The sequence below is a fragment of the Bradyrhizobium sp. USDA 4449 genome, from assembly GCF_054056275.1.
Genome location: NZ_JBSRYD010000001.1, coordinates 600,979 through 623,850, shown reverse-complemented (window position 1 = coordinate 623,850; position 22,872 = coordinate 600,979). Strand labels below are relative to the sequence as shown.

Below are 22,872 nucleotides of genomic sequence, written 5' to 3'. Positions count from 1 at the left end.
CAGATGTCCACCGGGTCAGACTTCGAGAAAATCTTCCAGCAGCTCATGAAGCTGGACAATCTCGCACGTTACGCCGATGCCAGGGCCATGGAGGCACTCGGTTCTCTCATAGATCTGTCTTCGGATTTGGATCGGGATGACGGGCTTGATAAAGCGTTGGCGTGGTGCGACGAGCTGGAACAGCGGCCGCTGAAAGGCCCGGATATTCCAACGCTCGATTACTTCCGCGCCAATGCATGGCATGCGAGACAACGCACAAAACATCAGGCCCCCAACATCGCCTGGAGTTGGGATCAGCCCGAGGCGCTCGAACAGATACGGTTCCTGCGGAGGGCCACTCGCCATCCCGAGTTCGAAAACCTCGATACAGTACGCAGGGCCCAGATTTTCACGAACCTCGCCAATCTCCTGAACTCGCTTGGGCGATTTGTCGAAGCAGTTCCCACTTGGAGACGCGCCCTTTCGGTTAATCCGCGATTTGGCATGGCCCTTGGCAATCGCGGGCTTGGCCTATCCGAATATGGAAGAGGCCTCTATGATGGCGGCCACGCCGAAGTGTTTCTGCTCTTTGCGCACAAAGACCTCACTGCTGCACTTTCTCCGGACGCAGACTATGCCGGCTATCCCGACGACGACGCCCAGGCCGCCTTTGCGCGAAGACAAAAACACATCGAACACCTTATCGATTGCGCAGCCGTCCAAAAGTCCTTGCAAATGGATGGTTATCCCTTGGGCGACACCTCCGAAGAGCAGGAATATCGCCGATGGGTACTAGCTAATGGACTATTCCTAAATCCGCTCAATGATCTTGGACCGCATTCAATCAGCGCCAGGGACATATTCGGCCTTCCAAGCTTCACAACGAAGATGGACGAGCCACCAACGCTCATCGGCCTCTTCAACCAAATGAAGCAGGAATACATATCCGCCCGCTGGATGCTCTATGAAGGTATGGAGGCTGACACACCGCATTTCGCGGATCGAGGTGTGACGCTTCCAAACACACTTGACTACCCCAGCTACTCTATTGCTGTTGAGAAAGTGAAGGCGGCATTCCGCATCGCTTATTCGCTGTTCGACAAGATCGCGTTCTTTCTCAATGACTACGCGAAGCTAGGTATCAATCCAAAGCAGATCTACTTCAAAACGATTTGGTACAGCAACCAGGATTGGAAGCGAGGCGTCCGCAAAGAGTTCCTGAACTCCCGGAATTGGCCGGTGCGCGGGCTCTACTGGCTTTCCAGGGATCTCTTCGATGCGGAGCTGCAAGCGACCGCCGAACCCGACGCGCAAGAGCTTTACATTATTCGGAACTGCCTCGAACACAGCTACCTCAAAGTCCATGAAATGCTCATTCCGTTAACGAACAGGGAGGATATGTGGCTCGATAGGCTCGCGTTCTCCGTGCAGCGCGAGGACTTTTTCAGAAGGACCCTCAGGGTCCTGCGGCTAGCGCGTGCCGCGCTCATATATCTCTCACTCGGTATGCACCATGAAGAACGACAACGCCCATCATCCCCCAATAGCCTAATGATGCCCATGTTCCTCGACACGTGGGAGGACGAGTGGAAATTCTAACAATCACATTCGTCCCAATCGCGGAAGGCAGCTCGTGCACCGATGCGGAAATTCAAGAGCGTATCGCCACAAGCTCAATAGGAAAACGCACGACGCAATACATCGCCTACCTGGATGAGCGCGAGATCGGTTTCGTCTCGCTTGACGACATGGGGGAGATTGGCTGTCTTGTCCTGTATGAGCTATTCGTTCCCGTCAGACTCCGCGGATCCGGCCTCGGCACCCAGCTACTCGATAAAGTTGAGGCTATTGCGCGCACAGAAGGTTACCAGCGCATCACCCTCTATCCGCGCCCGCTCGAAGCGGGATTCCCGGCCGAGCGCCTCTCGGCCTGGTATTGCCGCTGTGGGTACACAGAGCGCACCGACTGCCCGACTGAACTGGAGAAGACGACATAGACCGATTCAAATCTCACGATGATGATCGGTATGAAGCGACGACCGGAAACATGCTCCCCGTTCAGCTTCCTGCAAATTTCCCGGCGCTGAAATCGAAATTTATTGGAATCCAGCTTTTGTGGTGTTCGTCACCGACTGACAGGTAGACGTCCGACAGCGCCCATGCTGGCACCGATACAATCTGAAAGAACGCTCCCGTTTCCATATCCCCGTTGATGCCAGCCGCGGAGCCGAACTGCGCGGTTATCATGGCAAAGCAGGCGCTCACTGCGGCAAAGCAATGCGCCAGCGTTGCTCTCTCAAAGCTATTTTCTCGATCATGCTTTACCGCGTTGTACGCGTCATACCACCCCAGATCCTGACTGGGCTTACCGGTGCAACCCCAACCAGCGAACGGACTGATAGGCGAAAGCCAGGGGAAGTTGGAGAACGATACCGCATATTCGTCGAGTTTCATCGCCGATCGCAGTTTCACGTAGTCGCGCGTATCATAACGGTCTCTTAGATATCCGTTAGCAGAAAGAACTCCGCGCCAATGCATCTCTACCTCGGTACACGCGAGAATCAGAAGATTCCTGATATCGTGCCCGTATGTTTCCAGCGTTCCCTCGCTTGGGTGAACGGTTTGGCAAATCCGATCAAGCTGACGGGTAAGTGCTTTCAGTTGCCCGCGCGCAGTTGCGATGAAAGCTACATCGCCCTCGGCGCCCGGATTGAAGCCGATAGGAGCGGTTGACCACTCATTAGTTGGCCGCGCCATCCGCGGGAAGAACTCTCCTGGGTTGAAGATGCTTTTGTGAAATGGGCTTTTGCCATCGGTCGCAAACCAACTTGTGGCTTGGCGCCTGACAGCCTCCAATATCAGTTCGCCAGGATCGGCCTTAAAGTATGTTCCAGCCCCGCTCTCGGGATTGATTACGCCCAAACACGTCGCCGATGCATCTTCAATTCTCCAAACCTGGAAAGGCATGGCGTCACTTTCGCGAATGTAATAGCTCATGATGCGCACTCTTCTTATCAAGGCAACCGACACGACTCCTGTCCGCCCGCCGATTTGGCGCTTACTGGCGTGCGGACAATCGTATGAAGGATACGACCGAATATTTTTTCCAAGCAAGTGATTGGTTGCCGATGCGCGTGTGGATGCGCTCTTCTCTTCGGCTCTTGCCCCCAACGGAGGGAAAAACATGTTCCATATCATCACTGTCGGAAAGCGCCTTGTCCCCATCGAGGATATTGCGATTGTTGAAGCCTTTGAAGCCCGCGATGACCCCAGCCTTCGCAGCTCGAAGGAATTTCGCGCCCGCGTCGTTCTCGTTGATCGCGAAAGCCTTCTTATCGAGCAGACACAGGAAGCCTTCGCCAAAGCAATCCTGATGCTCCAGAAGACGAACCAGTCTTCGCCAATGCGAGAGACCGGTCCGGGCGGCTCGAACGTCACGAGCCCGGCCCTGCAAGGGATGAACCTCTCCCTCGCAGCGCTTGCATATAAGCGCCCGGCCGGACGGCGTTGATGCAAAAGAACAGATAACGATGGATCGCACCATCGAGCCAACAGTCGCCTCGGCACAATGGACCGCGCCGCGGCCCCCCATTCAGGTGATATTCTTTCTGCGGAATACTATTTTTCGTGGGCTGTCCTTGAGAGTTTCGAAGTGAGCCCAAGCCATCTCCGCGGACAGGCCGTCCCGGTCTGTAATCAAATGGCGGGTGTGGCTGTTGTGGCCGAATTGACCGACGAAATACCGATTAATCCCCCGGGAGACGTCTAGCTCAACTTCGATGTTAAGGAAGGTATCGTCAAAATCACCCAGGACAAGACTAGCCATTGTCGTCGGCGTCAGAGTCAAGATGTACTGGAAGGGTGTCATTCCGGGGAGCGGCAGCCAAAGCCTCGGGTCTGGTGGCGCGGGCATCACCAATACTGGCGTGCTCGATGAGCGGAGCCGAACCTTCGACCGCATAACGGTGAGCCCTGCTCCACGAAAATTCTGCTCCGTCCAGTCAAGTGATGACGCCATGTAACTGAAGAATTCTCTTGCCAATTCGGGATCGGACCGCATCTCCGAATACTGGATACGTTCTCGATCCGAGAAGGGAATGGCGCTGGCCGGCGATGCCGCTAGTTTCGCGAGCTCCATCTGGGATGCATGATAGTGTGGAGTCCGCGCTTCCAAGTGCCGGATAAGCGCGTAAAGGATCGCTTTGTCAGATCGATCAAGCGCTTCCGTTCGCCCGCTTACAATCTTTGCCCATGTATCGCTTCGAGATATCGGCGTTTCGATGCGGCTGTTGATCCTGCTCTCAACCGATACAGGTGTCTTTCCCTGCATGAAAACGTAGAGGTCGCGCTCAAATCCAAGGCTCTCGATTGAGCGCTCAGCCCATACCGCAAAATCGCCGTTCTTCGCGACAGTCGTTATTTTCTGCTTTTCGGGGTCTGTCGCGAAATTTCGGAGAAAAAACTGCGGAACGTAATGGTGATCGCGCGGCTCATTCATCAGGCTTGTCGTCCTACGGCGACAAAATAAACTGGCGTTTCCAAAAGTGCGAGCAAGCGAATACGAACTGCAACGACGTTCCCCGATGGGCCTTGATGAGGGATCAACGCCAGCTCGTGAAGTCCTTGGCCCGCCGGCTCGGTACCCGGGATCCCTCCGACAAATTGCACACACTCGGACGTTTCTTCTCTCAGAATAATTGGCAGAAGAAATGGCTGAATGGCCCCAACGCCCATCTCGGCGACAACAAACGCGTGCGCGATTTTCGCCAGCATGCGAAAAAACGGTGGCGCGATGAAGTGGGCCTGCGGCTCGATATAGGCAACGCCCAAGTGACGGGCGAGCTTCTCCAGATGAGGCATGATCCCATCCCGAAAGGACGCAGCTCTAATCCAAAGGGTCTTCACCTTGGCGCCACGCTCCCCTTCTGTGACATCACCCGTCAACTCATCCGGCATGGCTAAGTTGGGAAACAGGATGAGAAACGGATAGATCTCCTGCGCCACATCAATAAAGGAAAAGTCGGAATCTGGAGTGAGTTTAACCTTCAGGGGAAGCTTCTCGGGCCTTTGCTTCTTTCGGCGCGTGGGCATCGAATAATACATTCGAAGCGGCCCAAGAATGGTGCGAAGCACAACGCCCTCAAATGCGCCGGTGATGGTCGCGCACGGTCGGCAGCTTGCCTTCGGCAACAGCCAGCGACCACCAAGCCCTGATGGTATAATATGCTCGTCCGTAAGGTCGTCTTTGCAACCACAATAAACGCAACGGTTTACTGGCGGATACTTCCGGTCTGAATGGAGCGGCAATTTAAACATGGGGCCCATCTTAACCGACGGTGCCTGATTCGCACTCTTCTGACATTTGGCTGCACGTCTACGCTCCAAGGGGTCTCCGCTCGCTTGTCGGATGGCGACACAATCTTCACGCAAGCGCAATCGGCCCGAACATGCCTCCTAGCTAGATCGAGCATTGGCTGAAGATGTTGCGTGGCATAACTGCGCGATTTTTGCGGCGGCGGCGCATGCCCAGCGGGCGGCGGACTTCCTGCTGGAAAGGTACCCCGCCTAGCGGCGGGGCTTCCGCTTTGCTTTTTTTGCCTTCTTTGGCGTTGGCCGGGCCGCTCTTTTTGCGCTCTTCGGCTTCACTTTGGCTCCCGGCTTTGCCTTCGCCTTGGGTTTTGACTTGGGCTTGGGCTTCTTCGCTGCTGCCGCGCTCACCGCCGGTGAAACTACGCGCGCCTTCTTCGTCGCGACCTTCCTTTTTCCACGCGATGCAGATGACGGCTTTTTCGCACGAGTTATTGGTGTCGGCTCGCCTGGCTCGTCATAGAATCTCTCAAGCTGCTCCTTTCTTGGATGCTCGCGCTCCACAAAATCCTTGCGGTGAAATTTGCCGCCGGCCAACCAATAGATTGACGTAAAGCTCTTTGAGCCGCCCCAGCCCTCACGGTGCTTTCTTCCGCCATGCGCTTCCTTCTCGCCTGCGATGATCCAGACGGCTTCAAGCTTTTCGCGTGTAAGGAAGGATAGAAACGCGTCCCTGTCGATAAGGGCCGCGCCGGGGCCCGCTTCATGCGTTGACGGGTCGAAAAAGAGCGTTTTATCACCGTCACCCGAATAGGAGAGGTCCCGCCCGTTTGAAAGGCGCATCCCGAGCCCAGCAATCAGTCCTGGCGCGGGCACACTGAAGCTGACCGACTCTTCGATTGAATGGTCATGACCGCTGCGCTCGGCGGAGTAATCCGTAACCGTAGGCTGAATGTCGACGACCAGTCGGTTCCAATCCTCAGGCTTCATCCACGCAGATACATCGCCATACAACGGGTGCCAAGGGTACTCGCCGATATAGCCGTCGGACGACTTGTCCAGTTCAGGCAGATCAAAATGCCTGTTAAACAGTTTACCGGATAGAGCCTTCACAACCTTGCTGCGATCGGCGGCGCGTACCAGAAAGCTGCGGATTTCAAAAGCCGTTTGCCGGTCGAGCATTCGCTCACCTTCCCGCATGACCCAGCAATTCCAGCGCTCGAACTCATCAACGACGAGCCATGTCCGGCCCGTCTTCGGATCCGTAGCGGTTAGCAACGACGCGTCATTCACCATATCTTCCGGCGTATCGAGCCACGCCAGGCGCGAGGCGGGTGACATCCCGCGGAGGTTCACGTCCACCGGCATCCACCATGTCCGGCCGCTTTGCCGCGATTCCTTAGGAGTCTTCAAAACAAAAAGTGAGGGATCGAGATCACGCCGGCTCACTTGCCACGGCCCCTGAAAGACGCTCAGTCCGCTGTCACGGCTCCATCCAACGAAACAAAAATTATCACCTAGACGAGCCAGCAACTCGTGAAACGCTATCCACTGATACTTCTTGCCGATGCGCTCGACCCGATGCTCCGTCCGACTACCATGCGCGTGGTCCCGATCGAATTCGCCGAACAGCTCCGGGGTCCAACCAAGGTCATGCGCACGCTTGCACACCCAGCGGCGCGCGCGCATTCGGTCGAAGGATGGAGGCCAAGAATAGTATCGCTTTGCGCCGCGCAAATCCCTACGCACGATGTGACGCGCCCGGATGTTGTACTCCAGCCATTCGGCCTCACCCAACGCAGCCTCTAACCGCGCCTCGGCTTCATCGACGGCCTGCTCGAATTGGCTCACATCCTTTTCGTCATCGTCACCTTCGTCTTGGTCATCATCTTCTTCTTGCCCCGAGTCATTAACGGTCAAGAACTTGAATTTGAATGGACCAAGAGGCCCCTGATTGGCCCGCCACCCATCACACGCCGCGATAAGCTCGTTCAGACGGGCTTCCGCTTCTGGAATCCGGCTAACCACATCGCTGACCCAATTGCGATAGATTTGCTCCTGGCTCTGCGCGACGAGAGCAATCGGGAATCCGCTAAATTTCCCGACCGGGGTATCCATGACATAGCGTGCGAAGTCGCCATCATTCACGCTGGAGTTCACAATATCGTCGCGAACGCTCTTTCCTGGGGCATATTCTTGCACATAGGTCTCGATGACGGCGTCAGGCACATCCTCGATGCCGGATGAGCTGCGATAGGGTGGCCGCGCCCGGGTCAAATCAAAGCCCGCGGGCAGGGCACCTCTTATGTGGGCGAGCTCTACGATTCCGCGCGCATGGTCGCGGATGAGGACATGGGCGAGCGCCTCATCGCGGTCAAACACACAATGATACGCAGCTTCCGCCAATTCACGCAGCCCGTCCTTTGCCATGCCCTGCAAGGCGGCTCCGTACGCTGCAGCCATGACACGGTCGAGGATATAAAGATCATCAATACCTTGAAAACGGCGAATAAGGCTTGCGGCCAATGGGAGCCGCGTGGCCAATAATGCCGCGAGCGCTTTGGTGGCCCGGTCCCGGATGAGACGATGGCTTGTCGAGAACAGCCAGCTCAGCGCGATAGCGACGAGCTCGGCACGCTTATCTTCGATGGGCTCAAAGCCGTTTTGAAGAGTCCAGCCAATCAAGGTTTCGATAGGGCTGTCTTCGTCGTCACCCTCCTGTGCAACGTATATGGACCAGGCCCTATCCCGTTGCGGCATCGCCTGCTTGACAAGTCTTCCGTGCAAATACTCCGCGTTAAACGCATTGTCCGGTTCGCTCGCGACCGCGAGCAGCGTGCGCATGGTCTCGTTACGCCCCGATATCTTGGAAGCTTCCTTCAGTAAATCGAGGGTGCGCTGCGTGAAGGCGCGTTGCTCGCGCCACAGGACGCTGCCAACAAACGCGCGCAGGAGCAGCCATCTGTTCCGCGGCTTGGGCATTGCGTCCGGGAATTCGAGTCCACAACGCTCCGGCAATTGAACCGCCATCGCTTCCAACACGCCCGCATGCTCATAAGCCTTAGGGCTTTCAAGGTAAATCTCCAGCGGCGTGCCTGGCAGAAATGAATCCTTCGGTGCCGACACATCGAGATGCTTATCGAACATCTGGCGCGCGATGCGATGGTCGCTATAGCGCTCAAACGAAAAGCGCACGATTTGGACGATGGCGCCGCCGTTTCCCGTCACGGGCTCATCGGCCAGAATTCCCTCGCTAACGAGCCTGGCAAGCAAGCTCTTTTCGAACACACCGTGCGCGGGGACAATCGCCTCCATAAGAGCATCGGCCTTGTCGTATTCGAGATAGCCGCGCTCCCCTTGATCGAAAGCAACCGCAAGCACCTCAAGCGCTTGGGCTACCTTCCCCAGCTTATGATCGAGCCCAAGCTGCCGCTCGACGGACTTTGCAACGGCTTCTGAGTAAAAGCCAAAGATCTCCGTTACCCCGCGCAGGCCGCGCGGGAATTCCTGAAGGTGTTCCTTTTCGAGATAGTCGCAACAGGTCTTGAGAAAGAGCGGATTCTCGAATTCCGGGATGAGGTTCGGCGCGGCCATGCGCACAATGCCGCGCTTATCCAGATAGTAGCGGGCGGCTGCTGCGGCACGACCCGCGAACCCTACATGCTCAACCTGAGACAAATCCGGTCCCGGACCCGCCGGCAAGATGTATGGCAAATAAGTCGAACGACACGACAGGGCGATGGCCACACGCGGGAACGCCTCAATCGTCTTGAGAAACGCTGCCAGCCGGTGGGACCAGATTGCGATTCCATGCCGCTCGTTAATGGCGTCGATGAAAATCACGGCCCGGGTCCCCGCAGCCTGCGCCGCAGCGTCGAGAGCGCCAAGGAATTTCTCGGTGGAAATCGTCAGGTCAAGCTGTTTGACGATCTGCGCCCAGGGGTCGTCGTCAACCAGCGTACCGCCGAGAATAAGGAGTGAGGGATGGCCATTGGCAACCTGATGATCGACCGCGTCTCCGAATAGATGCGATTTACCGATACCGCCCGGGCCCGTAACCAGCGCCCGCCGGCTGTTCACCAGGCGCCAGCTATCACCGGTTACCCCTTCGATGATGGCATTCAACGCCTCTTCGAGCCCGCGCATATCATGGTACAGATACTGCACATCATCGTCGCGCTTCGGAGGCGGCGGATTGCCGTTGCGAACGGCACGCATGGCTTGTGCGGTCGCCACCAGGGCCTCACTTCCCAGCGACTTGGTACGTTCGACAGGGAAAATGTAGGCGGGGTCATCAGGCGTCGCCGATAACAGTGAGCTAAGCGCACTGGTCGTTGCCTCAACCGCCGCGATTTCTGCTGTCAGGCCGCCGCTCACCGTCAACCGCTTAAGGCGATCGATGACGTCGTACCGGGCCTCTTCCAGTTTTTCGCCCCATAGCTGGACTTGATCAAGAACGGACCGGTCGCGGCAAAGGCCAAGGATGGTGCGGCGTATGGGCAACTCAACATTTGTTTCAGGGGTATAGCGCTGGCCGAGCCCGTCGCGTGCCCGCTCAAATCGGCTGGTAAACCACGCTGAGGTGAGAAATGTCTCATCGAACCAGAAAGCCGCCCTGCCCGAATAGAGCGGACTGTCGCGCCCCAACCGCTCGACAAGCTCGGAATGCCCCCACAGCTCGATGACGAGCTTGCGCTTTGCCCTGGTTGCAGCACTCGACCATTTCTTGACCCAGGCCTGCCAGCGCGCAAGCTGGGTTTTCGCCTTGCCGATGCGCTGGTCGAACAGATCGAAGGGTATGCAGACAATGTACCGGGTAAGCCGCGGATGCTTGGCCAGCGCCTGCTTGATGGACTTGTCGAGCTGCGCAACCTGGCTTGCATCAAGCTTAAAGAAATACTTTGTCTGCCAGCCCGTCTCCGAGCCGTCACCATGCCGCATATAACACTCGACACCTGCGTCCGCTCCAACACCCTTGCGGTAGAAAACATCCCCGGATGCCCGAGGCTCTAGCGCCGCGAGTTGCGAGCATAATTCCTCGAAGGCGTAATTTTGAGTCCCTCCGAAGGAACGAATGCGCTGGAAGTCGAGATTGACTGCTGCCACTTGGCGCCTCGATTTTACGTGATCGACCAGTCGTTTGAAGTCCGCCAGCGGCGGATTGGCGATCGGTACGGATCTAAACCTCACGCAACATCGGGAAAGACAGCACTTTGTTCTGCAGGCTGCCGGCTGGCAGCGAGCAGAGCGACTCTACGTCGCTCGCATTGAGAAGCACGTCGTCGGCGATCTCGGTGGGCAGTTTGACTTTGTTATCGATCAACATCCGCGCGGCCGAGCCCAGCACCGTCGGCGTCGACAGTGTGAAAGCGTTGTCGAGCGGTTCTCGCTTGCGGATGCCGCGGGCGTTCATCTGTTTCCACATGTACTTGACCTGATCGGCGTTCAAGATCCCGAGTTCCTTGCACCGGTAGATCATCGCCGCAACCGCCACGCGCCATCGGCCTTTCAGGGATAGGAAGTAGTCGATGGTGGTGTTCGCGATCTCCCGCGCGAACGTACGGCGCGGTAGAAGCAAGGCGCCTGCGAACCGGTTGGCCTGATTTTCAAGCCGGTCCAAGTTTCGACTGTTCACCTCGACGCCGTTGTGCAGGACGAGGTGGCCGAGCTCGTGTGCCAGGTTGAAGAGCTTGCGCGAGTTACTTTCCTGGTCGGCGGCGTAGAGCACGTATGGTCGTCCTCCCTGCCAGCGGGAGACGGCATCCATATCCTCGCAGCGCACGGGCTCCTCGATCACGATGACGCCGTGATATTCGAGCAGCGGAGCCAGATCAGTGATCGGACCGAAGCCGACGTTCCAGAACTCGCGCAGTTGGTCCGCGATCTCCTCGATCCGCTCATTGCTCTCGTGTTCGTAGTCGAACTCGATCGCGGGCAGGTGCACCGGTGGCAGCTCGACGTATTCCGCGAGCGACTCCGTGATATAGAACGCCCACTCCAGCCGGCGGCCGACCCGCAGCCGGTCGGGCCGTTGCATGCGCTTCAAGCTGCGCCACGTCGGCGTCAGGAAGCTCTCGGCGCTGTGTTTGCGCGGCGTTGTGAAAAAAAACGGTGGCTGTCGGGTGACGGCGATGATCTTGCTGAACACGTCGCCGCGCGGAGCGAAGGCGCCGGTCTCATAGGTACCGACGGATTGACGGCTCACGCCGATCGCGTCGGCGAACTGCTCGTCGGTCATGCCGACGGACTCGCGCGCCTCCCGAATCCTCTCGGGAATGATCCTCGCAGACATGGGCACGCCTTCAACGCTTGGTGTCGTCGTTCTTTTTCTTCTTCTCGATCATCGAGACCACGTTGTCCTTGAGCCTCATCTTGGACTTCGGGTCGATCTTGGCCGGCCGTTTCGTGTCCTCCGACTTCTTTTGCACCACTACGGCCATCAGGTTGATACGGGCGAGCCACTCGTCGGCATTCGCCGACGGCGACTGCCAGAGCGCGTGCGAGAGCCGGCCGTCCGGCGCCGCGCGGTACGTCAGCCACGTATAGAGCTTCGGCGGCGCCAAGCGGATGATCCGCTCCTCCTCGGTCTCGAAAAGGTTCGGCATGTTCGACGCCCGCGCGTCCTGGCGATTCGGCGTGTCTTCCGGAAACTTGGTCGGGTCCTCCGTGCGGACGATGTGCCCGTGGCATTCGCCGCTGTAGATGTCCAGCCAATGCCACGTGCCGCGAGGCATCGGCGTCAACGTGCACTTAAATGGGAGATCGCCGGCTTTGCACATCTCCTCGAAACGCATCAGGATGCCGGCTCGGCGGATCAGACCGCGCATGTCGTCGCCAACCTCTGACGAGAACATCGGTGTGCCCTTGATCACGTCGTCGCCGGCGGCGATACCTTCGCGCAGGGCCCGGAGCGTGTTTGCGTAGGTGTCGTAGGGGAACGCTGTGTCTAGACGTTGCTGAAAGGTCTTGGTCTGCATAGCGGTACGATTTCCTCTGCCCCGAGTCGCGCCAAGTAAATCACCCCTTTTGCTGTCCTGTGTCAAGTTTTGCGCCCCTTTTATCGTCATCCTGTCAAGGGTGGGGACGAAAGACCCCTGAAAATCAGGGACTTGGCTGCAGAAGTGCGGAGACCATCATCTTCGCGGGGCTACGCCGAAACCTGCGCAATGGCTCACCGTGTTGTCACCCATCCGATTCGTAACCCAAAACTTCCGGACCGAATTCACTGCTCAAGAGGAAGCAATGGCCGAAAAACGAAAAATTCCGAAGCGGCTCTTCAAGTACCGCGCGTTCAACAATCTCACTCTGGATATGATCGTTGCGGATAACCTCTTTTATGCCGACCCAAGCACATTCAATGATCCGCTCGACACCCGGCCCTCGCTCAACATTGACCTTCCGGCTTCGGATCTGGAACGCGCACTACGGCAGCTCCTCGAGCGACGCGTGAGTGCGGAGATGAAAGCCGCGGCTCAGACAATCGGGTACCAGGGTCCGGAAGCCCTCGGTCACATCGATCGACTTGGCCGACAACGAGCCGATAAAGTCATTTCGGAAATCAGCTTCTATGCTACCGATCCTAGCTACGAAGTAGACGACCCTCTTCAGTTACTGCTTGGCAGCGATCTGGAGAAGGAACTGTTGCTTCAATATGACAAGGGCATTGTATCCTTGGGGCGGCGCGCCACCTGCCCGTTGATGTGGAGCCACTATGGCGATCAGCATCACGGTGTCTGCATCGGCTACTCGGTGCCGTCTGATGTGCTCGACGATCTCCATCAGGTTAAGTACGGCGGCACGCGGCTCGTCGATGCCAGCAAGGTCCTAGCGATGCTCGATGGCGACAAGAACGCTCGTCGTCAGGTCGACGAAGCCGTTCTGTTGCGAAAGGCGGCGAGCTGGCGATACGAGCAAGAATGGCGTTTGATTGGACGGCGCGGGGTGCAGCGTTCTCCACTGGAGCTCGAAGAGGTCATCTTCGGTATGCGCTGCAAGGAAGCTGTAAAGTACGCTATCGTCACAGCGCTGGATGGTAGGCGACGCCCCGTTCGATTCTATGAAATGCGCGAACTCTACGGGACCTTCAATTTGAAGAAATATCCGCTGGAAGACGGAGAAATGAGAGCCTTTTTTCCGCGGCGATCTCGTGACATCCACGAAGCATTCGAATCCGTCGCTGCTGACCACAAGGAGGAGGGGCAATCGTTGTGATGGCTCTGCCGTCGCTTGCCCTTTTCGTCTTTGGCGCCTGTAACCGTCAGATTGGCAGATCGAGTTGCGGTGCCGCATTGTCGTCGCTTTGTAGCGATGAAAGCGAGACTCCCAGAAGCCGGACGGGCTTGGGAAGGGGCATCTCGTTTTGAAGTAAGGTAACCAATAGACGTTCGAGGTCACTGCGGCTCGAAACCGCGACGGGTACGGATCTACTTCGTGTGATGATCTCGAAGTCGTTGAACTTCACTTTCAGCGTCACCGTGCGTCCCAGGTTGCCAGCGCTCTCACAGTATCGCCAGACCTTGTCGATGAGCGGCTTCAGTTCGACAACCATGGCGTCGAAGCCAGTGACGTCGGCGGAGAACGTGTTCTCAGCACCGACGGATTTGCGGATTCGGTCGGCGCGGACCTCGCGGTTATCAACGCCCCGCGATATCCAATAGTAGTAACTTCCGGCCTTTCCAAAGTTGGCCTGCATGAATTCGAGCGACTGATTGCGCATGTCGAGGCCGGTGTAGAGACCCAAGGAATTCATCTTGGCGCCGGTCGCCGGGCCGATGCCGTGGAACTTGCCTACGGGCAAAGCTTCGACGAAGGTCGGACCCATCTCCGGCGTAATGACGTACTGGCCGTTCGGCTTGCGGTGGTCGGAAGCGAGCTTAGCCAGAAACTTGTTGTAGGAGATCCCGGCGGAGGCGTTGAGGCCGGTCTCCAGCTTGATCTTGCCACGGATTGCTAGCGCGACGTCGCGCGCCAACGGAATGCCTTGGAGGTTTTCCGTGACGTCCAGATAGGCTTCGTCCAGCGACAGCGGCTCGATGATCGGGGTGTGCTCGGCGAAGATCTCGCGGATCTGCAGGGAGACCGCCTTGTAGACCTCGAAGCGCGGCTTGACGAAGATCAGGTCTGGGCATTGCCGCTTCGCGGTGACCGACGGCATGGCTGACCTGACGCCGAACTTGCGCGCTTCATAGCTGGCCGCCGCCACAACGCCGCGCTCCCGGGATCCGCCGACGGCCACCGGCTTGCCGCGGAGATCCGGATTGTCCCGCTGCTCGACGGACGCATAGAAGGCGTCCATGTCGACGTGGATGATCTTGCGCTGACGGGGCGAGGGCTCTGCCTGGTCGTCGTCCTCGGCGGTCACGTTGTCTGCCCGGCTGGGTCTTCCTTGACGCCGCGGGCGACGATCTTGAGCGATCCGTCCGGAAGCGGCCGCTGCAGGTTCAAGACTTCGTCCGGAGGAGCCGTCATCCAGGTCTCGACTTCTTCTGGCGTTGTCAGGATGACGGGCATCGCCTTGGGGTGGATGGCGCCGACCTCCGCGTTAGGCTCCGTCGTGAGGAACGCGTAGAGGTCGTTGGTGGCCTCACCCTCCTTGACCTTCCGGACGGACGTCCAGTTGGTCCAGATGCCGGCGAAGCAGGCGAGGGGACGGGTCTCATCGAGCGCGAACCAAATATCCCCGCCCTCGGCCTTGTTGAACTCGCTGAAGGAGTTGAACGGTACCACGCAGCGATTTTCGGTCCCCAGCCATCGCGTCCAGTGCTTGCTCTTTACATTGCGGATGTTGGTCGTGCCGCCGTCCGGCTCCATCCGCAGCAATTCCTTGAAATCGACCGTCTTGCCCTTGGCCTGCAGCTTCTCGGCTCGTTTCTTCGTGGCGTCCATCAGCGCCTTTGATGATGATGGCATCCCCCATCGCGCCGTAGCGAGCTCGCGGCCCTCGGCTCCGTTGCGCACGATCGGCGCCTTGTAGTCGGGAAACACCCCGGGCATCGGCGCCAGGTTGCCAACGTATCGGTTCACGACGCGGAACAGCGCGCTGATCGCGGCTTGGTTGGTCGTGATCGAATAAAGATTGCACATCGGTCAGGATTCGGTTCGAGGGTGGCGCGGCTGCCACGTCAACTGTAACAGAGTCGCGGATGGACGCCGGCCCGCCTTGGCGCATTTGCGGCAGCGCAGCCGGCTGGCGAGATCGTGCACGAAGGTGGTCGGCGGGTGCTTCATCGCCGCGAGGTCGACATCGCTCGGCGTCTTGCAGCGCGCGCACCTGATCTCCAGCCAGGGGAAGCCTCCGTTCACGGCCTGATCGATGGTCGGCGACGGATCGATCGGCTCGCCGTCACTCCACATCCGCTCGTTCCAGCTTTCGCAAAGCAGCCTGTCGGCTTGCTGGATCATCGCCTCGCCTTTGGCCCGCATCTCCGCCGATTGGGTCGCCAGGATGCTAGCCATCGCGCGTGCCTTGCCGAGCTCTTTTGCCAGAGCCTTGCGATCGCCTCCCGACAGGGGCGTAGGGTGATACTTCGGGGCCATCCGGACATCCAGGCGCAGAGAGATCGGATCGGCAAATCCTGAGCGACTACGGCGTCTCGAACGCTGGCCAGCACCCGTCTTCTTCATGCCTGCCGGTGCGCTGCTGGCAGGTGTTGTCGAGCAGCCGTTGCGCGACGTCCTTCCAGACTGCGTTGCGGCCATACAAGCGGACGGCATCGGCGGTCTGGATTTCGACTATTCGCTCGCAGCGGCGGCAGGTCACGCGGAGGACGTGGCGCTGAACGTCGGAAAGACGACGCTGCCGGATCTCGGTTGCGGTCGTGCCGGCGCGAGGATCTTTGAGCACCGAGTCCCAGTATTCGGCCGGAAGCGGTGCATCCGGAGCCGCAGCGGAAGATGTCGGCCTGCGGGCGGCCTCGGCGGCCAGCTTTTCCATTTGCTTCGGGGTCGGCATGCGCCAGCTCGCGGGTCGGTCGGTCATGCCCGAATTAGAACATAACATGAACAATGTCGAGTCCGTCCGAGGGCTACCTGAGAAAAAATCACCCTGGCGGGAGGGATGTGATGTCGGAACCAAGGCTCGTGGATCGTCTTGAATCCGGCATCAGTAATGGAGTTCCCCCGCGATGGCCCCCCGCGCAAACTGGAAAGGCTTCCTACGTCTTTCCCTCGTCACCTGTCCGGTTGCGCTCTATCCGGCCACGTCGGAATCCGAAAAAGTCTCGTTCAACCAGCTGAACCGAAAGACCGGCCATCGGATCAAGTACGCCAAGGTGGATGCCGACACCGGCGAGGAGGTCGACAACGAGGACATCGTCAAGGGCTACAAGGTCGACACGGACACTTTCATCGAGGTGACGAAAGAAGAGTTGGAGAACGTCGCGCTGGAATCAACGCGAACGATCGAAATCGACGAGTTCGTAGACCGGAGTGAGATCGACCCGCGGTATCTGATCCGCCCCTACTATCTGTGCCCGGATGGCAAGGTTGGGCACGACGCCTTCGCAGTCATCCGCGAAACCATCCGCGAGATGAACAAGGTCGCCATCGGACGCGTCGTGCTGACCAATCGCGAGCACATCATTGCGCTCGAGCCTCTGGACAAGGGGTTGATGGGGACGCTGCTGCGCTATCCCTATGAGGTGCGTTCTGCGGATGAGTATTTCGATGACATCCAGGATGTAAAAGTCACCAAGGACATGCTTGATCTCGCCAAGCACATCGTCAATCAGAAGGCGGGCCATTTCGAGCCGGACAAGTTCGAAGACCAGTACGAAACCGCCCTCATCGATCTCATCAATCAGAAGCGCGCGGGCAAACCCATCACCGCGAAAGCGCGTCCTCGAGGTGAGAACGTCGTTGACCTGATGGACGCGCTGCGCAAGAGCCTCGGACGAGACGCGGCGGGCCCGACCGAGGCGCCGAAGAAGACGGCCAAGAAGCCACGCAAGGCGGCCGCTGGGCAGAAGGAAATGCTGATGCCGATCACCGGCAAAAAAGCGGCGAAGGAGGGTGCGGCAAAAAAGCCCGCCACAAGGTCGCAGCGAAAGTCGGCTTAGGTCCCCAAGGTTGGAGACGGGTTAGCCTCAATGCTTAGCGCCGGTCCTCCTCGTCAGGGGAGCATTCTGGACAGGTATCGCCAATCGAGTCCAGCACGTCGCGAACCGCGGCTTCCGCCGCCTGAGGGGATACGTCTGCTGGCGGGTCTCGACGAGCGATATCGAAGGATCGCTCTCGCGCATGCGGATCGGCGCGATCCTGCATCCAACCGTGCTCCTCGCACTCGCGGATGGCGCCTACTTCCTGAAGAACGTGGATCGCCCATCCCCGCAGCGTCCGTGTTGTCGGCCTTCGTTCACTGATCATCAGCATTGCAACAGACTCCGAATACGACGAATCCTGTGGCCCGTCGTTTGTTCCGGCTGTTAGCACAAGGCTGGGATTCCCCGACGGCAGAGGACGAGGTTTTCCCGCATTCTGAGGCCACTGCGGAAATGCCAGGCTGTTCTCGCAGGATTTGCCAGCATCACGTTCGCTCAGGTTTTTAGTGGGTGTGCGCGTGCGGTGGGCCGCACCGGGCTCTCGTGTTGGGGTGGACGGCCCCCTTCCGCCACAGTGCGTGGCAAAAAGAGGTCGTCGCTGACCTCAAACGAAGGAGCCGCCCGTGGAAACGATTGTTCGCATCGGTCTGGATACGTCGAAGAGTGTGTTTCAGCTGCATGGCGTTGACGAGACCGAGCAGCCGGTTCTGCGGCGTAAGTTGAGACGGGGGCAGGTTTTGGAGTTCTTTAGTCGTTTGCCGCCCACATTTGTCGCGATGGAGGCTTGCGGGGCGTCGCACTATTGGGCGCGGGAGCTGCAATCGCGCGGGCACGACGTGGCGATGATTCCGCCTCAATATGTCAAACCGTACGTGCCGCGCGGGAAATCCGACGCTGCGGATGCCGAGGCAATTTGCGAAGCGGCAAGTCGGCCGAAACTGCGCAAGAACTTTGTGCCTATCAAGAGCCCTGAGCAGCAGGGTGCACAGATGCTCGCGCGTGTGCGCAACCAGTTCATAGGCAGGCGTACCCAACTTGCCAATTCGATCCGCGGCTACGCCGCGGAATTCGGCTTTACCGCGCCCAAGGGGCTTTCGCGTCTTCAACAATTGCTGATCGACATTCAGGCCGATGCAACAGTCCCCGACCTGGCTAAAGAGTTGTTGGACGCCTTGGCAGTTGAGCTGGCGCGCGTCGACGACCAGATCGCCAAGCTCGATAAGAAGCTCATGCAACTCCACCGGAGCAACGAGATGAGCCGACGGCTGGCGGCTATCCCGGGCGTCGGTCCGATCGGTGCGACGCTGCTGTCAATCAAAGTCGTGGATGCTCGAGGGTTCAAGTCGGCGAGAAACTTTGCCGCCTGGCTCGGCCTGACCCCAAAGAATCATTCGACGGCTGGAAAGAACAGGCTTGGCGTCATTACCCGCGCCGGCGACGGCATGTTGCGAACCGTTTTGGTGGCTGGGGCGACGGCTGTGATCGCAGATATGCGTCGCCGGGAAACTCGCTCCTGGCCTTGGCTGAAAGACATCATCGCGCGCAAACCGCCGAAACTGGTGGCCATAGCGTTGGCAAACAAGCTGGCGCGGATCGCCTGGAAACTGATGGTCAGCGGCGAGCGGTACCGGCCTGCAAGCAGCGTCATGCCGATGCCGACATAGACTTGAACGAAATGCAGAGCTTGGCGCCAGACCGGCAGGTTTGACGCTGGGGGCGGAACTTGCAGGACAGGAAGAGGTGGTACGTTCGGCGCAAGCCGGTCAGTGAAATGCTCCGCTCGGTTTACCGGCAGAAAATGCCGCTCTCGTGTTTGGATCTCACTGTCCGCGAAGCCCATCTTGGCCGGTGGTCGCAAGACCCGAAAACAGGCCGGACATATGAGCGCAAGCGATCCGAGCATGCTGCCAGAGCCATTTCTTGCAAGTCGGGGGCCGTCCACATATGAACCGAGCCGCGCAGCGTCTCGGCCTTGCGGCTTCGATCCCTCGCGCCAGCGCTATGGTGCTCCTCGCCGGGGGCAATCGGAAAAGGGGCTCGCCTGCGGCGATCGCTATCACTGCCCCGTTCCCGGGTGCCGCTATTGAACCGGTCTCGTCGCTGCACTCGGACCCGCGTGCCCCTTCGGGTCGCTATGCTCACGCTCTCCGGGTGCCATCTCTCGAAGGCGATGCGCCCTGGCGCACGCCTGATCAGGCCTGTGGCCTGGCAGATTGCGAAGAGGCTGAGAGTAAGAGTGCAGGCTGGGTTTTTCCGTGACGGGTTACAAGCTGCGAGAGAGGCTCGCGGTGCCCGTCGCGGAGACCCGCGATGTCGAACCCTAATGCTTGCGCGCGCGCCGGCCAGGACCGGGCGAACCTCTACAACGAAATCACCGACAAGATCATCGCCGAGCTTGAGGCCGGACGCGTTCCCTGGGTTCAGCCTTGGGGTACGGCCGCGGCGAAAGCGCCGCTGGCTATGCCGAAAAACGCGTCGACCAACCGGCAATACAGTGGGGTAAACATCCTCATCCTCTGGGGAGCCGTGATCGAACGCGGATTTGCCGGTCAAAGTTGGCTCACCTTTCGCCAGGCCCTCTCGCTTGGCGGCCACGTTCGCAAGGGAGAGCGCGGCACCACAGTCGTCTACGCTGATCGTTTCGTGCCGAATGACGAAAAACGACGCGCCGCCGAGACCGGCGAAGACGCGCAGGCAATTCCATTCCTCAAACGATTTACCGTCTTCAACACCGATCAGTGTGAGGAACTGCCCGATGGCATCGCCGCCGCTGCGCCGCCCCCGCCGACTGGCCTCATCGAACCCACGGTCGACGCCCTGATCAAGGCCAGCGGAATTCCATTTCGGATTGGTGGAGATCGCGCATTCTATGCAACAGCCGAAGACTTCGTTCAGGTCCCGCCGCCGCAGGCGTATTTCGAACCCATCAATTGGCATCGCACCGCGTTGCATGAACTCGGTCATGCGACTGGGCATCCCTCGCGCCTCAATCGCGACCAGAGCGGATCCTACGGTACGAAGAAATACGCCTTCGAAGAACTGGTTGCCGAGTTGAGTTCCGCGTTCAGCTGCGCGTCGCTCGGGATTGTGCCCACCGTGCGCCATGCAGACTATATCGGCTCCTGGCTTGACGTCCTGCGCGAAGACAATCGGGCCATCGTGCGCGCCGCCTCGCAGGCGAGCAAGGCGGCGGACTATTTGCTCGGCTTCGTTCCCGGGGTCATGGAGTACACGTCGCTGCATTCGGTTGTCGCCGATCACGAGGCGGCATGATGCGTGGCCTCGTGGCCGCGCGAGAGTGAGAGGAGGGAAGGCTGTTCGCGACGGGTTGGAAGCCGAGAGAGAGTCTACCGGCCGCCCGTCGTGGAGAACCAAAATGACGAAAGCCGTACAAAAGATCACGCTGTCGCCTTCCCGGGACATTCCCTTCAACAAGCTCGTGCTCAGCCAGTCGAACGTTCGCCGCGTAAAGGCCGGTGTTTCGATCGAGCAGCTAGCCGAGAGCATCGCGCAGCGTACGCTCCTGCAAAGTCTAAGTGTCCGGGCTGTCGCTGATGCAGATGGCAACGAGACCGGCATGTTCGAGGTGCCGGCGGGCGGCAGGCGCTATCGCGCTCTCGAACTCCTGGTGAAACAAAAGCGCATGTCAAAGACGCAGGCGGTGCCATGTGTCGTTCGTGAGGGGGGCATCGCCGCGGACGACTCGGTGGCGGAGAACGATGAGCGGGTCGGTCTGCATCCGCTCGATCAGTTTCGGGCCTTCCAGACGCTCCGCGATCTCGGTATGACCGAGGAAGACATCGCCGCCCGGCACTTCGTGAACCCGGCTATCGTGAAGCAGCGGCTGCGGCTGGCGTCGGTGTCACCGAAGCTGCACGAGGTCTATGCCGAAGACGGCATGACGCTCGAGCAACTCATGGCGTTCTCGGTCACGGCCGATCACGCCCGGCAGGAGCAAATCTGGGAGAACGTCAGCCGTTCCGGTTATGACGAGCCTTACCAGATCCGCCGGCTGCTCACTGAGAACACCGTGCGCGGGTCCGATCGTCGAGCCCAATTCGTGGGCCTCGATGCCTATCAGCACGCAGGCGGCGGCGTTCTGCGGGATCTGTTCGAGCAAGACGACGGCGGCTGGCTCCAGGACATCGTGTTGCTCGACCGGCTCGTGGCCGAAAAGCTCAAAGCCGAAGCTGAGACGATTGCTACCGAAGGCTGGAAGTGGATCTCAGTCGCCGTGGAGTTCTCCTACGGTCACACTCAAGGCCTACGAGAAATCGAAGGCAAACCTGTCGATCTCTCGCCTGAGGAGCAGGCCACTATCGATGCTCTCAACGCCGAGCAGGCCAAGCTTGAATCCGATTACCAGGATGCCGACGAGTTGCCGGACGAGGTCGATCGGCGTCTCGGGGAAATCGAGTCGGCATTGGCGGCATTCGAAGACCGACCGATGCTTTACGAACGGACGGAGATCGCCCAAGCTGGTGTCTTCATCAGCATCGATTCCGAAGGGCGCCTCTCCGTGGACCGGGGTTACGTCCGGCCAGAGGACGAGATGCCGACAGCCGATCCTGATGCCGAGCAGGGCGCCGATGCGTCGTCGACTGAAGGTCAAGGAGAGGCCCCTTCCGTCCAGCGCACGGTCATCGCGGTCGCAGGTAGTGCTCCTGATGCTGAAGAAGATGATGAGGACGCGGCCAGGCCTCTGCCGGATCGGCTGATTATCGAGCTGACGGCGCATCGTACGCTGGCATTGCGGGATGCGCTGGCAGAAAATCCAGCGGTTGCGTTCCAGGCAGTGCTGCATAACTTCGTGCTGACGGCCTTTTACCGATTCGCGTCGTCGGGGAGCTGTCTTGAGATCAGCCTTCGCACGCCGAACTTTCCCGCCCAAGCTCCGGGGCTGAGGGAAAGCGTCTCGGCCAAAGCAGTCGAGGCGCGGCATGAGGCCTGGAAGGCGCGGTTGCCGAAGAGCGAGAACGATCTCTGGGATGCGCTGACGGCTCTCGATGGTGGTGCACAGGCATCGCTGTTCGCCCACTGTGCATCATTTGCGGCCAACGCCGTCTATGAGCCGGCCAACCGCTACAACCAAGGCCGTGTCTCGGCTCAGGGTGTCCGCACGCGTCTCGGCCAAGCTGATGTGCTGGCGCGGGCGGTCGGGCTCGACATGGTGCAGGCTGGCTGGCGACCGACTGTCGACAACTATCTCGGCCGGGTCACCAAGCCGCGTATTCTGGAAGCGGTGCGGGAAGCCAAGGGCGAGTCGTCGGCGCAACTGATCGACCATCTGAAGAAGGCCGACATGGCCAAGGAGGCCGAGCGTCTTCTGGATGGCTCGGGTTGGTTGCCGGAGCCGCTGCGTCTCGTCGACCCCGATGTGGCGCCAGTGGAGCAGGAGGGGGAAGCGGGCTCGCTGCCCGAATTCCTCGCCGACGAAGAGGATCGGGAGGCCGCCGGCGACGAAGATCCGCAACAGCTCGACGCGGCTGAGTGACATCACAGAGCGGGATGGCTCCGGCCGTCCCGCGGTTGCTTGGGGACCGGTGCT

The 22,872-nt window shown here is 59.2% G+C and carries 19 protein-coding genes; 8 read left to right on the top strand and 11 right to left on the bottom strand.

The window, feature by feature from the left end:
• The first annotated feature begins 3 nt into the window (after positions 1–3).
• Entirely contained in the window at positions 4–1,578 is a 1,575-nt protein-coding gene (locus ACVIIW_RS02945) for an LA2681 family HEPN domain-containing protein (protein WP_456699367.1), read from the top strand.
• Positions 1,566–1,976, top strand: coding sequence for a GNAT family N-acetyltransferase (locus tag ACVIIW_RS02940; protein ID WP_456699366.1), 411 nt, complete (start codon positions 1,566–1,568; stop codon positions 1,974–1,976). The genes ACVIIW_RS02945 and ACVIIW_RS02940 overlap by 13 nt, the downstream gene beginning before the upstream one ends.
• A gap of 61 nt (positions 1,977–2,037) precedes the next feature.
• On the opposite strand, the gene ACVIIW_RS02935 is transcribed toward ACVIIW_RS02940, so the two are convergent.
• On the bottom strand, positions 2,038–2,976 hold the full coding sequence (locus ACVIIW_RS02935) for a hypothetical protein (protein WP_456699365.1): 939 nt from the start codon (positions 2,974–2,976) through the stop codon (positions 2,038–2,040).
• A 187-nt stretch (positions 2,977–3,163) separates the two neighbouring features.
• Between ACVIIW_RS02935 and ACVIIW_RS02930 the strand changes: the two genes are divergently transcribed.
• On the top strand, positions 3,164–3,490 hold the full coding sequence (locus ACVIIW_RS02930) for a hypothetical protein (RefSeq protein WP_456699364.1): 327 nt from the start codon (positions 3,164–3,166) through the stop codon (positions 3,488–3,490).
• A gap of 81 nt (positions 3,491–3,571) precedes the next feature.
• Here the strand turns inward: ACVIIW_RS02930 and ACVIIW_RS02925 are convergent, their stop codons facing one another.
• The 5 genes from ACVIIW_RS02925 to ACVIIW_RS02905 all read right to left on the bottom strand — a co-directional run bounded on the left by ACVIIW_RS02925 (position 3,572) and on the right by ACVIIW_RS02905 (position 12,263).
• On the bottom strand, positions 3,572–4,477 hold the full coding sequence (locus ACVIIW_RS02925) for a DUF4238 domain-containing protein (protein WP_456699363.1): 906 nt from the start codon (positions 4,475–4,477) through the stop codon (positions 3,572–3,574).
• Entirely contained in the window at positions 4,477–5,295 is an 819-nt protein-coding gene (locus tag ACVIIW_RS02920; protein WP_456699362.1) for a hypothetical protein, read from the bottom strand. The genes ACVIIW_RS02925 and ACVIIW_RS02920 overlap by 1 nt, the downstream gene beginning before the upstream one ends.
• A 249-nt stretch (positions 5,296–5,544) precedes the next feature.
• Entirely contained in the window at positions 5,545–10,392 is a 4,848-nt protein-coding gene (locus ACVIIW_RS02915) for a hypothetical protein (protein WP_456699361.1), read from the bottom strand.
• Positions 10,393–10,465: 73 nt separating this feature from the next.
• Positions 10,466–11,578: an ImmA/IrrE family metallo-endopeptidase gene (locus tag ACVIIW_RS02910; protein WP_456699360.1), complete on the bottom strand. Its 1,113-nt coding sequence runs from the start codon at positions 11,576–11,578 to the stop codon at positions 10,466–10,468.
• 10 nt (positions 11,579–11,588) lie between these two features.
• Positions 11,589–12,263 carry a hypothetical protein gene (locus ACVIIW_RS02905; protein ID WP_456699359.1) on the bottom strand — a complete coding sequence of 225 codons (675 nt, stop codon included), beginning with the start codon at positions 12,261–12,263 and terminating at the stop codon, positions 11,589–11,591.
• A 265-nt stretch (positions 12,264–12,528) separates the two neighbouring features.
• Between ACVIIW_RS02905 and ACVIIW_RS02900 the strand changes: the two genes are divergently transcribed.
• On the top strand, positions 12,529–13,497 hold the full coding sequence (locus ACVIIW_RS02900; protein WP_456699358.1) for a DUF2971 domain-containing protein: 969 nt from the start codon (positions 12,529–12,531) through the stop codon (positions 13,495–13,497).
• Positions 13,498–13,543: 46 nt separating this feature from the next.
• Here the strand turns inward: ACVIIW_RS02900 and dinB are convergent, their stop codons facing one another.
• From dinB to ACVIIW_RS02880, 4 genes are read right to left on the bottom strand one after another with little or no spacing between them, the layout of a single operon-like run.
• Positions 13,544–14,647: a DNA polymerase IV gene (dinB, locus tag ACVIIW_RS02895; RefSeq protein ID WP_456699357.1), complete on the bottom strand. Its 1,104-nt coding sequence runs from the start codon at positions 14,645–14,647 to the stop codon at positions 13,544–13,546.
• The gene (locus ACVIIW_RS02890; RefSeq protein ID WP_456699356.1) at positions 14,644–15,369 is read right to left on the bottom strand and encodes an SOS response-associated peptidase; all 726 of its coding nucleotides are present in this window, start codon (positions 15,367–15,369) and stop codon (positions 14,644–14,646) included. The genes dinB and ACVIIW_RS02890 overlap by 4 nt, the downstream gene beginning before the upstream one ends.
• A 3-nt stretch (positions 15,370–15,372) precedes the next feature.
• Entirely contained in the window at positions 15,373–15,822 is a 450-nt protein-coding gene (locus ACVIIW_RS02885) for a hypothetical protein (protein WP_442546379.1), read from the bottom strand.
• 46 nt (positions 15,823–15,868) lie between these two features.
• On the bottom strand, positions 15,869–16,264 hold the full coding sequence (locus tag ACVIIW_RS02880) for a hypothetical protein (RefSeq protein WP_456699355.1): 396 nt from the start codon (positions 16,262–16,264) through the stop codon (positions 15,869–15,871).
• A gap of 145 nt (positions 16,265–16,409) precedes the next feature.
• Here ACVIIW_RS02880 and ku point away from each other — a divergent pair, with 145 nt between their 5' ends.
• The gene (gene ku, locus ACVIIW_RS02875) at positions 16,410–17,342 is read left to right on the top strand and encodes a non-homologous end joining protein Ku (protein ID WP_456699354.1); all 933 of its coding nucleotides are present in this window, start codon (positions 16,410–16,412) and stop codon (positions 17,340–17,342) included.
• A gap of 34 nt (positions 17,343–17,376) precedes the next feature.
• On the opposite strand, the gene ACVIIW_RS02870 is transcribed toward ku, so the two are convergent.
• Positions 17,377–17,655 carry a hypothetical protein gene (locus ACVIIW_RS02870; protein WP_456699353.1) on the bottom strand — a complete coding sequence of 93 codons (279 nt, stop codon included), beginning with the start codon at positions 17,653–17,655 and terminating at the stop codon, positions 17,377–17,379.
• A gap of 292 nt (positions 17,656–17,947) precedes the next feature.
• Here ACVIIW_RS02870 and ACVIIW_RS02865 point away from each other — a divergent pair, with 292 nt between their 5' ends.
• The 3 genes from ACVIIW_RS02865 to ACVIIW_RS02855 all read left to right on the top strand — a co-directional run bounded on the left by ACVIIW_RS02865 (position 17,948) and on the right by ACVIIW_RS02855 (position 22,818).
• Positions 17,948–18,988 carry an IS110 family RNA-guided transposase gene (locus ACVIIW_RS02865; RefSeq protein ID WP_456698882.1) on the top strand — a complete coding sequence of 347 codons (1,041 nt, stop codon included), beginning with the start codon at positions 17,948–17,950 and terminating at the stop codon, positions 18,986–18,988.
• Positions 18,989–19,634: 646 nt separating this feature from the next.
• Entirely contained in the window at positions 19,635–20,597 is a 963-nt protein-coding gene (locus ACVIIW_RS02860; RefSeq protein ID WP_456699352.1) for an ArdC family protein, read from the top strand.
• Between the two features lie 103 nt (positions 20,598–20,700).
• Positions 20,701–22,818: a ParB/RepB/Spo0J family partition protein gene (locus tag ACVIIW_RS02855; RefSeq protein WP_456699351.1), complete on the top strand. Its 2,118-nt coding sequence runs from the start codon at positions 20,701–20,703 to the stop codon at positions 22,816–22,818.
• The last annotated feature ends 54 nt before the right edge of the window (positions 22,819–22,872 follow it).

Excerpts from the sequence above, each read along its gene's own strand:
- ACVIIW_RS02930 (WP_456699364.1), top strand. The coding sequence starts at position 3,164 with ATGTTCCATATCATCACTGTCGGAAAGCGCCTTGTCCCCATCGAGGAT.
- ACVIIW_RS02905 (WP_456699359.1), bottom strand. The coding sequence starts at position 12,263 with ATGCAGACCAAGACCTTTCAGCAACGTCTAGACACAGCGTTCCCCTAC.
- ACVIIW_RS02855 (WP_456699351.1), top strand. The coding sequence starts at position 20,701 with ATGACGAAAGCCGTACAAAAGATCACGCTGTCGCCTTCCCGGGACATT.
- ACVIIW_RS02860 (WP_456699352.1), top strand. The coding sequence starts at position 19,635 with ATGTCGAACCCTAATGCTTGCGCGCGCGCCGGCCAGGACCGGGCGAAC.
- ACVIIW_RS02935 (WP_456699365.1), bottom strand. The coding sequence starts at position 2,976 with ATGAGCTATTACATTCGCGAAAGTGACGCCATGCCTTTCCAGGTTTGG.
- ACVIIW_RS02910 (WP_456699360.1), bottom strand. The coding sequence starts at position 11,578 with ATGTCTGCGAGGATCATTCCCGAGAGGATTCGGGAGGCGCGCGAGTCC.
- ACVIIW_RS02870 (WP_456699353.1), bottom strand. The coding sequence starts at position 17,655 with ATGCTGATGATCAGTGAACGAAGGCCGACAACACGGACGCTGCGGGGA.
- ACVIIW_RS02920 (WP_456699362.1), bottom strand. The coding sequence starts at position 5,295 with ATGTTTAAATTGCCGCTCCATTCAGACCGGAAGTATCCGCCAGTAAAC.
- ACVIIW_RS02890 (WP_456699356.1), bottom strand. The coding sequence starts at position 15,369 with ATGTGCAATCTTTATTCGATCACGACCAACCAAGCCGCGATCAGCGCG.
- ku (WP_456699354.1), top strand. The coding sequence starts at position 16,410 with ATGGCCCCCCGCGCAAACTGGAAAGGCTTCCTACGTCTTTCCCTCGTC.
- ACVIIW_RS02945 (WP_456699367.1), top strand. The coding sequence starts at position 4 with ATGTCCACCGGGTCAGACTTCGAGAAAATCTTCCAGCAGCTCATGAAG.
- ACVIIW_RS02925 (WP_456699363.1), bottom strand. The coding sequence starts at position 4,477 with ATGAATGAGCCGCGCGATCACCATTACGTTCCGCAGTTTTTTCTCCGA.
- ACVIIW_RS02885 (WP_442546379.1), bottom strand. The coding sequence starts at position 15,822 with ATGGCCCCGAAGTATCACCCTACGCCCCTGTCGGGAGGCGATCGCAAG.
- ACVIIW_RS02900 (WP_456699358.1), top strand. The coding sequence starts at position 12,529 with ATGGCCGAAAAACGAAAAATTCCGAAGCGGCTCTTCAAGTACCGCGCG.
- ACVIIW_RS02880 (WP_456699355.1), bottom strand. The coding sequence starts at position 16,264 with ATGACCGACCGACCCGCGAGCTGGCGCATGCCGACCCCGAAGCAAATG.